Raw genomic sequence first — 13,545 nt, 5'->3', positions numbered from 1 at the left:
CATGAAAGTCACCCGTACCCGAGCCCTGCGCGGTCCCAATCTCTGGAGCCGCCACACCGCGATCGAGGCCGTGGTTGCCTGCGAAGGCAACGAGAACGCCATCGGCCGGCTGCCGGGCTTCGAAGCCCGCCTGCGCGCGCGGTTTCCCACCATCGGCGAATTGCATCCGATGGTGCTCGGCCAACCGCTGGCATTGGCTCACGTGCTTGAAAATTCGGCCGTGGCGCTGCAGGCGCAGGCCGGCTGCGCCGTCAACTTCGGCCACACCGCGCCCACCGTCGAAGAAGGCGTCTACCAGGTCGCCTTCCAATACAGTGAAGAAGCTGTCGGGCGCCGCGCGCTCGAATTGGCCGAAGAGCTGATCGCAGCCGCGCTGGCCGACACCGTCTTCGACGCCACCGCCGCCATTACCGAGCTGCGCGACCTCGACGAATCCGAGCGCCTCGGCCCGAGCACCGGCTCCATCGTCGATGCTGCCGTGGTGCGCGGCATTCCGTACCGCCGCCTCACCAGCGGCAGCTTGGTGCAGTTCGGCTGGGGTTCCAAGCAGCGCCGCATCCAGGCAGCTGAAATCGACAGCACCAGCGGCGTGGCCGAATCGATCGCGCAGGACAAGGAACTCACCAAGCAGTTGCTCAATGCCGCGGGTGTGCCCGTGCCGCTGGGCCGCCCCGTCTCCGATGCCGAAGATGGCTGGGCCGCCGCCATGGAAATCGGCCTGCCCGTGGTCGTGAAGCCGCAGGACGGCAACCAGGGCAAGGGCGTCACGGTCAACATCACGACGCGCGAACAGCTCACGGCCGCCTACGACTCCGCCGCGGCATACGGCGAAGTGATGGTCGAGAAATTCCTGCCGGGCTTCGACTTTCGCCTGCTGGTGGTGGGTGACCGGCTCGTGGCCGCCGCGCGGCGCGACCCGCCGAACGTGATTGGCGACGGCAGCTCCACCGTGCGCCAGCTGGTGGACGCCGTCAACCTCGACCCGCGCCGCGGCGAAGGGCATGCCACGTCGCTCACCAAGATCCGGCTCGACGACATCGCCGTCGGCCGTCTCGAAGCCCAGGGCCTCACGCCCGACAGCGTGCCCGAGCGCGGCCAGCGCGTGGTGCTGCGCAACAACGCCAACCTGTCCACCGGCGGCACCGCCACCGACGTGACCGACACCGTGCACCCCGAAGTCGCCGCGCGTGCGGTCGATGCGGCGCAGATGGTCGGGCTGCACATCTGCGGCGTCGACATGGTGTGCGAGAACGTGCTGCGTCCACTCGAAGAGCAACATGGCGGGGTGGTCGAGGTGAATGCCGCGCCAGGCCTGCGCATGCACATCTCGCCTTCGTTCGGCCGCGGCCGCGCGGTCGGCGAGGCGGTCATGGACACGCTCTTCGCACCCGGCGACGACGGCCGCATTCCGGTGGTGGCCGTCACCGGCACCAACGGCAAGACCACCACGGCGCGCCTCATCAACCACCTGCTAGCATCGAGCGGCCTGCGCACCGGCATGACCAACACCGACGGCGTGTACGTCGACGGCCGCCAGACAGACAGCGGCGACTGCAGCGGCCCCAAGAGCGCGCGCAACGTGCTCATGCACCCCGACGTGGATGCGGCCGTGTTCGAAGTGGCGCGCGGCGGCGTGCTGCGCGAAGGCCTCGGCTTCGACCGCTGCGAGGTGGCCGTGGTCACCAACATCGGCAGCGGCGACCACCTGGGCCTGAACTACATCACCACCGTCGAAGACCTCGCGGTGCTCAAGCGCGTGGTGGTCCGCAACGTCGCGCCCGATGGCTATGCGGTGCTCAACGCCGCCGACGCCAACGTCGCCGCCATGGCCGCGGGCTGCCCCGGCCACGTGATTTTCTTCGCCGCCGACCGGCAGCATCCGGTGATGGCCACGCACCGCGCGCAAGGCAAGCGCACGGTCTATGTCGACCAGGACACGCTGGTGGCGGCCGAAGGCTCGTGGCGCGAGCGCATTGCGCTGCGCGACGTGCCCATTACGCGCAACGGAACCATCGGCTTCCAGGTCGACAACGTGATGGCCTCGGTAGCTGCCGCGTGGGCCGTGGGCCTCGACTGGGACACTATCCGCAGCGGACTTGCGAGCTTCATGAATGACGCGGCCGGCGTGCCGGGACGCTTCAACGTGATGGACTACCGCGGCGCCACCGTGATTGCCGATTACGGCCACAACACCGACGCCATGCGCGCGCTGGTGTCGGCCGTGGACACCATGCCGGCCAACAAGCGCTCGGTGGTGATCAGCGGCGCAGGCGACCGGCGCGATTCCGACATCCGCGACCAGACCGCCATCCTGGGCCAGGCCTTCGACGACGTCATCCTGTACCAGGACGCGGCCCAGCGCGGCCGCGCCGACGGCGAGGTGATGGCACTGCTGCGCCAGGGCCTGCAGGGCGCGGCGCGCACGCGCCAGATCGACGAGATCCGCGGCGAGTTCGTTGCCATCGACACCGCGCTCGCCCGGCTGCAGCCTGGCGACCTGTCGCTGATCCTGGTCGACCAGGTCGAAGAAGCGCTGGCGCACCTCGCGCAGCGCATCGCGGCGGGCTGACCCGCCACGGGCCGGCCACCGCCGGCCCCATGCCGGACACGTCCCACACACATGGGCGAGTCTGGCCGGGTCTGCTGTCTGTGCAGTCCCACACCCCGCAGGGGGTGCACCGGACCACACTGCGGGTCCGGTCGCGCTTTCGGAGGGCGCGCCTCAATCAGGAGCACCCGATGACAACAACAGTTCGTTCCAGCCTTTTTGCTGCCGCGCTTTTTGCAGCAAGCAGTTTTCTTCTCTTGCCCGGCGCATCGTTTGCGCAGGCACAGGCACCCGAGCCAGGTTCCGCCGCGCGTGCGCAGCAGGAGCGCGCCACCTGCGACGGCGTGCAGCAGGACCGCGCCGCATGCCTGCGCGAAGCCGGCGCCGCGCGGCAGGAGGCCGCCCGCAATGGCCTCACCAGCGTCGGCCCCGGCCGCGCCGATGCCAATGCCATGGCGCGTTGCCGCGAACAGCCAGCGGCCGACCGCGCCGATTGCGAAGCCCGCCTGCAGGGCGGCGCCCGCACCAGTACCGAAGGCAGCGTGATGGGTGGCGGCATCATCCGCGAAACCGTGACCCCGCTGCCGCCGCAACCCGTGACACCCACGCGTTGAACATCGGCCGCGCGGAATTTTGGCGCGGCCTGCCCGGTCCAACAAATTTGTCTTGGTTTCAGGTCACTCCAAGGAGCACACCATGAACAACACCACCCGTTCGATCATTGCCGCCCTGATTGCCGTGGGCGGTATTGCCGCAGCCACGACGGCCTCGGCCCAGCCGCGCCGCGGTGATTCCACCTACCAGCAGGAACTCTCGGTCTGCGGCCGCAACCAGCAAGACCGCGCTGCCTGCATTCGCGAGGCCGGCGCCGCACGCCATGAGGCTGCGCGCGGCGGGTTGACCAGCGCGCCCGACTACCGTCGCAATGCCCTTGCGCGCTGCAGTTTGCAACCTCCTGCTGACCGCGCCGACTGCGAAGCCCGCGTGCTCGGCGGCAGCGGCAACACCACCGGCAATGTCGATGGCAGCGTGATGGGCGGCGGCGTGATTCGCGAGTCCGTCACCACCGTGGTCATGCCCGCACCCGCCGTGATGCCGGCACCGGAACCGGCGCCTTCAAGGGTGCCGCCACCGGCCATGGCGCCGATGACACCTATGGCACCGATGCAGCCAATGGCTCCCGCGCCGATGCCGGCGCCGATGACGCCTGTTCGCTGATGCACAGGGCTGCCTGTTCAATCAGCACCGCCGTCCCCTGGTGAGGACGGCGGCGTGCGTCCCACGCGCTGCGTTCCGCGATGACCCTGCTTGTCACGGAACTGTCATAAAGCACGGCCGCATGCTAGCTATAGTTCCCGGTCTCTGCCTACCGAGGAACTCTTTTTCATGAATGCCATCAAGGTCGCTCGCCGATTCATTGAAACGGACCCGGCCAACGAATCGGCCAAGATCCTGGCGCAGCTCGTGTTGGCGCTCGAATCCGAACGCAGCTTCGAGCTGGTCACGCTCTACAACCTCGACTACAAGAGCTTCGAACTGGCCATGGACATCCTGAAGGAATGGCGGCTCGATCGCTATTACGCGAGCAAGTCGAAGCTGTTCGATCTGTCGCTGCAGGTCAGCGAACTCGAGAAGAGCTGAGCGCTCTTCTCTTCCATTTCTTTTTCCTTCAACGCGCCCAGCGCAGCACCAGCGGGTCGAGCCGTTTCGCGGTTTCGATCAGCCCTGCGCGCGTGTCCGGGTGCATCGCCGGCAATGGGTGCCGCGGTGCCTCGCAGGCAATCACGCCGCCTTCCTTCATGAGCGACTTGCAGGCCAATAGGCCGGCTTGGCGGTTCTCGTAGTTGATGAGCGGCAGCCACTGCTGGTAAAGCGCGAAAGCCTTGTCGCGATCGCCTGCACGGTGCGCCTCGATGATGGGACGGATGCCATCGGGAAAGCCGCCGCCCGTCATCGAGCCGGTGGCGCCCGCATCCAGGTCGGGCATCAGCGTGATCGCTTCCTCACCGTCCCACGGACCTTCGATGGCATCGCCGCCGAGGCGGATCAGCTCGCGCAGCTTGGACGCCGCACCGGCGGTCTCGATCTTGAAGTACGCGACGTGCTCGATCTCCTTGGCCATGCGCGCGAGGAACGGCGCCGACAGCACCGTGCCGCTCGCCGGTGCGTCCTGGATCATGATCGGAATGTCCACCGCATCCGAAAGGCCGGCATAGAACTCGAAGATCTGCGGCTCGGGCACACGGAACGTTGCGCCGTGATAGGGCGGCATCACCATCAGCATGGCGGCACCCATGTCTTGCGCGCGCCGGCTGCGCTCGGCGCAGATCCGGGTGCTGTAGTGGGTGGTGGTGACGATCACCGGCACGCGGCCCGCCACATGCTCGAGCGCCGTGCGCGTGAGCACCTCGCGCTCTTCATCGGAGAGCACGAACTGCTCGGAGAAGTTGGCAAGAATGCACAGCCCGTCAGAGCCCGCATCGATCATGAAATCGAGACAGCGCTTCTGACTCTCGAGGTCGAGCGCGCCCTGTTCGGTGAAGGTGGTGGGCACCACCGGAAAGATGCCGCGGTATCTGGGAGTCATGTTGAATCAGTGTGAATGACGGGGAACGGCGGAGCCTCTGCACCCCACCAGAAAGTCGAAGTCGCAGCCTTCGTCGGCCTGCAGCACGTGGTTGACGTAGAGCTTCTGATAGCCGCCGCCGCGCGTGCTCATCGGCTGCGCGTCGGTGCTGGTGAGCGCAGCCAGGCGCGCCGCCAGTTCTTCGTCGCTGATGTCCAGGTGCAGCCGGCCCGCATCGCAGTCGAGCTCGATCCAGTCGCCGTCGCGCACCGCCGCCAGCGGTCCGCCGTCGGCCGCTTCGGGCGCCACGTGCAGCACCACCGTGCCGTAAGCCGTGCCGCTCATCCGCGCGTCCGAGATGCGCACCATGTCCTTCACGCCCTGGCGCAGCAGCTTGGGCGGCAGGCCCATGTTGCCGACTTCGGCCATGCCGGGGTAGCCCTTGGGGCCGCAGTTCTTCATCACCATCACCGAGCTGGCGTCGATCTCGAGGCTTTCATCGACGATGCGTGCCTTGTAGTGCTCGAGGTTCTCGAACACCACCGCACGGCCGCGGTGCTTCAGCAGTTCGGGCGAGGCGGCGGAGGGCTTGAGCACGGCACCGCGCGGTGAAAGATTGCCGCGCAGGATGCGAATGCCGCCGTCGGCGATCAGCGGCTTGTCGAGCGGGCGGATCACCTCGTCGTTGAGGCTCGGCGCCTCGCGCACGTTGTCCCAGATCGATTGCCCGTTGACGGTGAGCGCGCCCGGGTGCGGCAAGAGGCCGTTCTCGCCGAGGCGCCGCAGCACGGCCGGCAGGCCACCCGCGTAGTAGAACTCTTCCATCAGGAAACGGCCCGAGGGCAGCAGGTCGACGATGGTCGGCGTGTTGCTGCCGATGCGGGTCCAGTCTTCCAGTTCCAGCTCGACACCAATGCGCCCCGCAATCGCCTTCAGGTGGATCACCGCATTGGTCGATCCGCCGATGGCCGCGTTGACACGAATGGCGTTCTCGAAGGCCTCGCGCGTGAGGATCTTCGACAGCGTGAGCCCCTCCTTCGCCATTTCGACCGCGCGCATGCCCGACATCTGGGCGAGCACATAGCGCCGCGCATCGACTGCCGGAATCGCGGCGTTGTGCGGCAGCGAAGTGCCCAGCGCCTCGGCCATGCAGGCCATGGTCGAGGCCGTGCCCATGGTGTTGCAGGTGCCCGCAGAGCGCGACATGCCGCCTTCGGCCGAAAGGAACTGGTGCAGGTTGATCTCGCCGGCCTTCAGCGACTCGTGCAGCTGCCACACGGCCGTGCCTGAGCCGATGTCCTTGCCGTCGAGCTTGCCATTGAGCATCGGCCCGCCCGTGACCACGATGGCCGGTATGTCGCAGCTTGCCGCGCCCATCAGCAGTGCGGGCGTGGTCTTGTCGCAGCCCGTGAGCAGCACCACCGCATCGACCGGGTTGCCGCGGATGGCTTCTTCCACGTCCATGCTCGCGAGATTGCGCGTGAGCATGGCCGTGGGCCGCAGGTTGGATTCGCCGTTGGAGAACACCGGAAACTCGACCGGAAAGCCGCCCGCTTCCGAAATGCCGCGCTTCACATGCTCGGCAATCTTGCGGAAGTGCGCATTGCAGGGCGTGAGCTCCGACCAGGTGTTGCAGATGCCGATGATCGGCCGGCCATCGAACTCGTGGTCCGGTATGCCCTGGTTCTTCATCCAGCTGCGGTACATGAAGCCGTTCTTGTCGGCCGAACCGAACCATTCGGTCGAGCGAAGCTTCTTCTTGGGGTTTTGGTCCGGCATGCGGAAGTTTCCTGAAGGCGAGAGAGATAAAAAGAAAAAGCGTCAGCGCCGGGGCGCACGCGAAGTAAAGAAGCGCTGCAGCAGGCAGAACACGAAGAGCAGTGCACCCACCACGATGCGGGTCCACCACGAGCTGAGCGTGCCGTCGAAGGAAATCAGCGTCTGGATGATCCCGAGCATCAGCACGCCGAAGAGCGTGCCGGCCACATAGCCGACGCCGCCCGTGAGCAGCGTGCCGCCGATCACGACTGCCGCAATGGCATCGAGCTCCAACCCGAGCGCATGCAGTCCGTAGCCCGACAGCATGTAGAAAGTGAAGATCACGCCCGCCAGCGCCGAGCAGAAGCCGGACAGCGTGTAGACGCCGACGAGCGTGGAGCGCACCGGCAGGCCCATCAGCATGGCCGAATGCTCGCTGCCGCCAATGGCGTACACCGTGCGCCCGAACGGCGTGCAATGCGCAATGAACACCGCCGCCAGCAACACCACGATGGCGATCACCGCGCTGATCGACAGCGAAGCCTCACCCCAGATCGGAATGCGGATCTGCGAGACCTCGGAATAGAACGCGTTGGTGATGCTGATCGAATCGATGCTGATCAGGTAGCAAAGGCCGCGTGCCAGAAACATGCCCGCCAGCGTGACGATGAAGGGTTGCAGCCTGAACCGTTCGATGAGCAGTCCCATGAAGGCGCCGAAAGCCGTGCCCATGGCCAGCACCAGCGGAATGACCACGGCGGGACTCCAGCCATGCTTCTCGACCAGCGAGGCCGAGACCATCGTGGTGAGCGCAATCACCGAGCCCACCGAGAGATCGATGCCGCCCGAAAGAATCACGAAGGTCATGCCCACGGCCACGACGATCAGGAAGGCGTTGTCGATCAGCAGGTTGAGAAATACCTGCGCCGAAAAGAAGCCGTCGTAGAACACCGAGCCCAGCGTCGCCATCAGCATGAACAGCGAGATGGTCGCCGTCAACGGCAAGTACTTGGGATTAAGCCCCGCCTTGCCCCCTCTCCCGCGCGCGGGAGAGGGTTGGGGTGAGGGTGCAGTCTCGATCACCGCGCTCATTGGATAACCTCCGTGCTGCGCACTGCGGTGCGAGCCCCCTTCGGAACGGCCGGGCGGGGGCTCATGAACTTGCTCCCTCATGCACCGGCCGCTGCACCAGCGTTCTTACTTCCGCCCTGAACTCCGGCGACTGCAGCAGCATCACCGCAAACACCACCACGGCCTTGACGACCAGATTGATCTCCGGCGGCACCCCCAGCGAGTAGATGGCATAGGTCAGCGTCTGGATGATCAGCGCGCCGATCACGCTGCCCATGAGGCTGAAGCGACCACCCGTGAGCGCCGTACCGCCCAGCGTCACCGCCAGGATCGCATCGAGTTCGAGCAGCTGGCCTGCGTTGTTGCCGTCCGCGCTCTTGACGTTGGAGCTGATCAGAAGGCCCGCAATGCCCGCGCACACGCCGCAGAACGCATAGGCACCGACGACGAGCCGGCGGGCCTGCACGCCCGCCACGCGCGCGGCCGTCGGGTTGATGCCCACGGCCTGGATGAACAGGCCGAGCGCCGTGCGGGTGATGGCCAGGTACAGCAGCACGAACACCGCCGCCACGATGAACAGCGAGAACGGTAGGCCCAGCAGATAGCCGCTGCCCAGGAAAAAGAACGGCTTGTAGTAGATCGTGATGATCTGCCCGTCAGCGATGAGCTGCGCAATGCCTCGCCCCGCCACCATGAGAATCAGCGTTGCGATGATCGGCTGCATGCCGACCTTGGCAACCAGCAGTCCGTTCCACAGGCCGCACAGCAGCGCGATGCCAAGGGCGGCCACGATGGCCAGCCACATCGGAAAGCGACTGACGTCGCTCGCCACGGAGCCGCCGATCATCCAGGCAGCCAGTGCCGCCGCGATGGCGACCACCGCACCCACCGAAATGTCGATGCCGCGCGTGGCAATGACAAGCGTCATGCCCAGCGACACCAGCACCAGCGGCGCCGCGCGATTCACGATGTCGATCAAGCTGCCGTAGAGGTGGCCGTCGCGCCATTCGAGGTGCAGGAAGCTGGCGTTGAATGCGGTATTGACTGCGAGTAGCAGTAGCAATGTGACGATGGGCCAGGCGAGGCGATGGCTGAGCGCACGGGCCAAGAGATTTCTGGCATTGGTCATGTCAGGCTCCATCGAACACAGCGCAACGCATCGGTCTTGCTCCCTCTCCCGCTTGCGGGAGAGGGTTGGGGTGAGGGTGCGGCCCACGCAAAAGCCTGTGGCTTGTCGAAGGCCTCTCCCCTCACCCTAGCCCTCTCCCGCAAGCGGGAGAGGGGACAACACGGAGACAGCGCGTGCATCATCATGCTGCTGCAATCATTTCGTACACCTCGTCTTCGGTCGAACCGCCCGGCAGCTCGCCCACCTTCTTGCGATCGCGCAACACCACGATGCGGTGCGCCACGCGCACCACCTCGCTGATTTCAGAAGAAATGAAGACCACCGCCATGCCCGCGCGTGCGAGCCGCAATATCTCTTCCATGATTTCCTGCTTGGCCGCCACGTCGATGCCGCGCGTCGGCTCGTCGAGGATCAACAGGCGCGGTTCGGTCGCGAGCCAGCGCGCGATCATGGCCTTCTGCTGGTTGCCGCCCGAGAGCAGGCCGATGGGTGTTTCCACACTCGCGGTCTTGATGCCCAGCGACTTGACGAAGCGTTCCGCCATCGCGGTCTGCTCTGCATGCGAAAGGAAGCGCCGCGTGCCGAGACGCGCCTGCAGTGCGAGCGCGATGTTTTCGCGCACGGACAGCTCGGCCACGATGCCGTCGGTCTTGCGTTCTTCGGGGCACAGGGCAAGCCCTTCGCGGACTGCGTCTGCGGGGTTCGAAAAGCTGACCGTCCGGCCGTCGATCTTCAGCACACCGCGGTCGGGCGTTTCCAGGCCGAACAGCAGACGTGCAAGTTCGGTACGCCCCGCGCCGAGCAGGCCCGCAATGCCGACGACCTCGCCGGCGCGCACACGCAAGTCGGTTGCCTGCAGCTGCCCGGCCTGCCCCAAGCCCTCTGCCTGCAGCAACGCCTGCGCCGTTTCGTCGAGCTGAGGGAGCGCAGCAGGCCGCGCTGACTGAGCCGCGAGCTCCCGCCCCAGCATTGCCGCGATCAGCGCCTGCGGTCCAAGATCGGCGGCACGCCACTCGCCCACCCAGTTGCCGTTGCGCAGCACCGTGATGCGATCCGACACCGCATACATCTGATTGAGAAAGTGCGTGACGAAGACAATGGCGAGCCCTTCGCCGCGCAGACGCCGCAGCACCTCGAACAGCTTCTCCACCTCGTCGTCGTCAAGGCTCGAGGTCGGCTCGTCGAGGATCAGCACCTTCGACGACACGCCGAGCGCACGCGCAATCGCCACCATCTGCTGCACTGCCACCGAATAGCTCGACAGCAGCCGGGTCACGTCGATGTCGAGCCCGATGCGCGCCAGCAATTCCTCGGCGCGGCGGTTGACGGCCGCCCAGTCGATGCGAAAACCCTGCGCCGCGCCGCAGCGCGGATAGCGGCCCGCAAACACGTTCTCGGCCACCGAGAGGTTCGGGCACAGGTTGACCTCCTGGTAGACCGTGCTGATGCCGAGCTTCTGCGCTTCGAGCGGCGAGGCCGGATGAATGGTTTTTCCGTCCAGCCATGTCTCTCCGCCGCTCGACGGCAGCACGCCCGTCAGCACCTTGATCAGCGTGGACTTGCCCGCGCCGTTCTGCCCCATGAGCGCATGGATCTCGCCGGGGTAGAGCCGCAGCTGCACGTCGCGCAGGACCTGGATGTCGCCAAACTGCTTGTGGATGCCCCGCAGTTCGAGCACGGGTGAAATGCTGCCGCCCGTCATGCGCTTACTTGTTCTTGTTGTACACGTCGATGAACACAGCGGCCAGCAGCACCAGGCCCTTGATGACCTGCTGGTAGTCGATGCCGATGCCCAGGATCGACATGCCGTTGTTCATCACGCCCATGATGAAGGCGCCGATCACCGCGCCCATCACGCGGCCCACGCCGCCTGAAGCCGACGCGCCGCCGATAAAGCAGGCCGCGATCACATCGAGCTCGAAGCCGAGGCCCGCCTTGGGCGTGGCGGTGTTGAGCCGCGCTGCGAACACCAGCCCCGCGAGCGCGGCCAGGGCGCCCATGTTCACGAAGGTCAGGAAGGCGAGCCGCTGCGTCTTCACGCCCGACAGCCGCGCTGCCTTCTCGTTGCCGCCCAGCGCATAGATGCGCCGGCCGATGGTGGTGCGGTTGGTGACGAAGTCGTACACCACGATCAACACCGCCATCACGATCAACACGTTCGGCAGGCCCTTGTAGGTCGAGAGCAGGTAGCTGAAGAAAAGGATGATGGCCGCGAAGAACAGGTTCTTCACCAGGAAGAACGCATAGGGCTCGGTTTCCATGCCGTGCGCCGCGAGCTTGGCCCGGCCGCGCAGCTTGAAGAACACCAGCGCCGCCGCGGCCAATGCGCCGACCACCAGCGAGGTCGTGCGCAAGGTGTCGCCGCCCAATGGATCGGGAATGAAGCCCGAGCTCAGCCGCTGGAACTCGACCGGGAACGGCCCCACCGACTGCCCCGCCAGCAGCGCCAGCGTGAGCCCCTTGAACACCAGCATGCCCGCGAGCGTGACGATGAACGATGGGATCTTGCGGAATGCGACAAACCAGCCCTGCGCCGCGCCGATGACCGCGCCGGCGGCAATGCTGATGATGGCCGTGGGCACGAAATGCCATTCGTACTCGACCATCAGGACCGCCGCCAGTGCGCCGATGAAGCCGCAGACCGAACCCACCGACAAATCGATGTGCCCCGCCACGATCACCAGCAGCATGCCGAGCGCCATGATGACGACGTAGCTGTTCTGCAGCAGCAGGTTGGTGAGGTTCAGCGGCCGCAGCAGCGTACCGTCGGTCAGCACCTGGAACAGCACCATGATCGCGACCAGCGAGATCAGCATGCCGTATTCGCGCAGGTTGTTCTTCAGGAAGCCGGCGTGCAGCTTGGGGCCAGCCTCCGAGATGGGGACGGCGGCGTTCACTGCCGCGTTGACTTCAGGCTGCGACATGAACGGAACTCCCCGCGCTCACAATGGCGTGCATGATGCGTTCCTGCGAAGCCTCCGCTGCCGTAAATTCGGCCACGAAGCGGCCCTCGTTCATCACATAGATGCGGTCGCACATGCCGAGCAGTTCCGGCAGTTCGGAAGAAATCATGAGAATGCCTTTGCCCTCGCTCGCGAGCTGGTCGATGATGGTGTAGATCTCGTACTTGGCGCCCACGTCGATGCCGCGCGTGGGTTCGTCAAGAATCAATAGTTCGGGCTTGGTGAAGAGCCATTTGCTGAGCACCACCTTCTGCTGGTTGCCGCCCGACAGGTTGACCACCAGCTGTTCCACGCCCGAAGAGCGGATGTTGAGTGCCTTGCGGTAATCGACTGCCACCTTGAATTCGCGCGCGTCGTCGATCACCATGGCTTTGGAAACCGCCTCCAGGTTGGCCAGGCTCACGTTCTTGCGAATGTCTTCCTCGAGCACGAGCCCGAGACCCTTGCGGTCTTCGGTGACGTAGGCAATGCCATGGTCGATGGCCTTGCGCACCGTGCCTACGTCCACCGGCTGGCCATGCATCAGCACCGTGCCGCTGATGCGCTGGCCGTAGGACTTTCCGAACACGCTCATTGCGAGCTCGGTGCGCCCCGCGCCCATGAGGCCCGCGATGCCGACGATTTCGCCTTGGCGTACATGCAGGTTCACGCCCTTGATCTGCTCGCGATCGGCATGCAGCGCGTGGTGCACGCGCCAGTCGCGCACTTCGAACACAGTCTCGCCGATCTTCGGATGGCGCTGCGGATAGCGGTGCGCCATGTCGCGGCCGACCATGCCGCGGATGATGCGGTCCTCACTGATCGGCTGGTTGCGGCAGTCCATCGTCTCCACCGTCGCGCCGTCGCGCAGCACGGTGATCGAATCGGCCACCTTGGCAATCTCGTTGAGCTTGTGCGAGATCAGGATCGACGCGATGCCCTGCCGCTTCAGCTCGAGCAGCAGCATCAGCAAGGCGTCGCTGTCGTTCTCGTTGAGGCTGGCGGTGGGCTCGTCCAGGATCAGCAGCTTGACTTCCTTTGCCAGCGCCTTGGCAATCTCCACCAGCTGCTGCTTGCCCACGCCCAGGTCGGTCACGAGCGTGGTGGGGGGCTCCTTGAGGCCCACCTTGGCCAGCAGGTCGCGGGTCTTCGCATAGGCGGCAAACCAGTCGATCACGCCGCCACGTGCAATCTCGTTGCCGAGAAAGATGTTCTCGGCAATGGACAGCAGCGGCACCAGCGCCAGCTCCTGGTGGATGATGATGATGCCGAGCTTCTCGCTGTCGGCAATGCTCCTGAAGCGGCGCAGCTCGCCCTCGAAGTGGATCTCGCCGGTGTACGAATCGCACGGATAGACGCCGCTCAGAACCTTCATGAGCGTCGACTTGCCCGCGCCGTTCTCGCCGACCACCGCGTGGATCTCGCCCGCGCGCACCGCCAGGTTGACGTCACTCAGCGCCTTCACGCCGGGAAACGTCTTGGTGATGCCGCGCATCTCCAGGATGCGTAAATCCGCTGCCGCCATTGCCAT

At 65.8% G+C, this 13,545-nt stretch carries 11 protein-coding genes; 4 read left to right on the top strand and 7 right to left on the bottom strand.

Annotated elements, in window-relative coordinates; genetic code table 11:
• Window position 1 precedes the first annotated feature (1 nt).
• From cphA to ASC78_RS13605, 4 genes are all read left to right on the top strand, one after another.
• On the top strand, window positions 2–2,569 hold the full coding sequence (gene cphA, locus ASC78_RS13620; RefSeq protein WP_055801979.1) for a cyanophycin synthetase: 2,568 nt from the start codon (window positions 2–4) through the stop codon (window positions 2,567–2,569).
• 170 nt (window positions 2,570–2,739) lie between these two features.
• On the top strand, window positions 2,740–3,162 hold the full coding sequence (locus tag ASC78_RS13615) for a hypothetical protein (protein WP_055801976.1): 423 nt from the start codon (window positions 2,740–2,742) through the stop codon (window positions 3,160–3,162).
• An 82-nt stretch (window positions 3,163–3,244) separates the two neighbouring features.
• On the top strand, window positions 3,245–3,766 hold the full coding sequence (locus ASC78_RS13610) for a hypothetical protein (RefSeq protein WP_055801973.1): 522 nt from the start codon (window positions 3,245–3,247) through the stop codon (window positions 3,764–3,766).
• Between the two features lie 168 nt (window positions 3,767–3,934).
• Window positions 3,935–4,189, top strand: a complete 255-nt coding sequence (locus tag ASC78_RS13605) for a hypothetical protein (RefSeq protein ID WP_055801970.1) — start codon at window positions 3,935–3,937, stop codon at window positions 4,187–4,189.
• Window positions 4,190–4,217: 28 nt separating this feature from the next.
• Here the strand turns inward: ASC78_RS13605 and ASC78_RS13600 are convergent, their stop codons facing one another.
• The 7 genes from ASC78_RS13600 to mmsA all read right to left on the bottom strand — a co-directional run bounded on the left by ASC78_RS13600 (window position 4,218) and on the right by mmsA (window position 13,545).
• Window positions 4,218–5,135 (bottom strand): dihydrodipicolinate synthase family protein, encoded by a 918-nt coding sequence (locus tag ASC78_RS13600; RefSeq protein ID WP_055801966.1) that lies wholly within the window; start codon window positions 5,133–5,135, stop codon window positions 4,218–4,220.
• A gap of 6 nt (window positions 5,136–5,141) precedes the next feature.
• Window positions 5,142–6,893 (bottom strand): IlvD/Edd family dehydratase, encoded by a 1,752-nt coding sequence (locus tag ASC78_RS13595; RefSeq protein WP_055801964.1) that lies wholly within the window; start codon window positions 6,891–6,893, stop codon window positions 5,142–5,144.
• A 42-nt stretch (window positions 6,894–6,935) separates the two neighbouring features.
• Window positions 6,936–7,964 (bottom strand): galactofuranose ABC transporter, permease protein YjfF, encoded by a 1,029-nt coding sequence (gene yjfF / locus ASC78_RS13590; protein ID WP_055801961.1) that lies wholly within the window; start codon window positions 7,962–7,964, stop codon window positions 6,936–6,938.
• Between the two features lie 61 nt (window positions 7,965–8,025).
• On the bottom strand, window positions 8,026–9,072 hold the full coding sequence (locus tag ASC78_RS13585; RefSeq protein ID WP_055801958.1) for an ABC transporter permease: 1,047 nt from the start codon (window positions 9,070–9,072) through the stop codon (window positions 8,026–8,028).
• Between the two features lie 181 nt (window positions 9,073–9,253).
• On the bottom strand, window positions 9,254–10,774 hold the full coding sequence (locus ASC78_RS13580) for a sugar ABC transporter ATP-binding protein (protein WP_055801954.1): 1,521 nt from the start codon (window positions 10,772–10,774) through the stop codon (window positions 9,254–9,256).
• A gap of 4 nt (window positions 10,775–10,778) precedes the next feature.
• Complete coding sequence (gene mmsB / locus ASC78_RS13575; protein ID WP_055801951.1) at window positions 10,779–11,996, bottom strand: multiple monosaccharide ABC transporter permease; 1,218 nt, start codon at window positions 11,994–11,996, stop codon at window positions 10,779–10,781.
• Window positions 11,983–13,545 carry a multiple monosaccharide ABC transporter ATP-binding protein gene (gene mmsA, locus ASC78_RS13570; protein WP_055801947.1) on the bottom strand — a complete coding sequence of 521 codons (1,563 nt, stop codon included), beginning with the start codon at window positions 13,543–13,545 and terminating at the stop codon, window positions 11,983–11,985. Before mmsA ends, mmsB begins: the two co-directional genes overlap by 14 nt.

Origin of the sequence: Variovorax sp. Root318D1 (genome assembly GCF_001424835.1) — a bacterium.
In the GTDB taxonomy this organism is placed as follows: Bacteria; Pseudomonadota; Gammaproteobacteria; order Burkholderiales; family Burkholderiaceae_C; genus Variovorax.
Note: the sequence above shows the minus strand (reverse complement) of the source record. Positions and strands in the feature narration are given on the sequence as shown.

Coding starts and splice junctions, on each gene's coding strand:
- cphA (WP_055801979.1), top strand. CDS start 2: ATGAAAGTCACCCGTACCCGAGCCCTGCGCGGTCCCAATCTCTGGAGC.
- ASC78_RS13615 (WP_055801976.1), top strand. CDS start 2,740: ATGACAACAACAGTTCGTTCCAGCCTTTTTGCTGCCGCGCTTTTTGCA.
- ASC78_RS13610 (WP_055801973.1), top strand. CDS start 3,245: ATGAACAACACCACCCGTTCGATCATTGCCGCCCTGATTGCCGTGGGC.
- ASC78_RS13605 (WP_055801970.1), top strand. CDS start 3,935: ATGAATGCCATCAAGGTCGCTCGCCGATTCATTGAAACGGACCCGGCC.
- ASC78_RS13600 (WP_055801966.1), bottom strand. CDS start 5,135: ATGACTCCCAGATACCGCGGCATCTTTCCGGTGGTGCCCACCACCTTC.
- ASC78_RS13595 (WP_055801964.1), bottom strand. CDS start 6,893: ATGCCGGACCAAAACCCCAAGAAGAAGCTTCGCTCGACCGAATGGTTC.
- yjfF (WP_055801961.1), bottom strand. CDS start 7,964: ATGAGCGCGGTGATCGAGACTGCACCCTCACCCCAACCCTCTCCCGCG.
- ASC78_RS13585 (WP_055801958.1), bottom strand. CDS start 9,072: ATGACCAATGCCAGAAATCTCTTGGCCCGTGCGCTCAGCCATCGCCTC.
- ASC78_RS13580 (WP_055801954.1), bottom strand. CDS start 10,774: ATGACGGGCGGCAGCATTTCACCCGTGCTCGAACTGCGGGGCATCCAC.
- mmsB (WP_055801951.1), bottom strand. CDS start 11,996: ATGTCGCAGCCTGAAGTCAACGCGGCAGTGAACGCCGCCGTCCCCATC.
- mmsA (WP_055801947.1), bottom strand. CDS start 13,545: ATGGCAATGGCGGCAGCGGATTTACGCATCCTGGAGATGCGCGGCATC.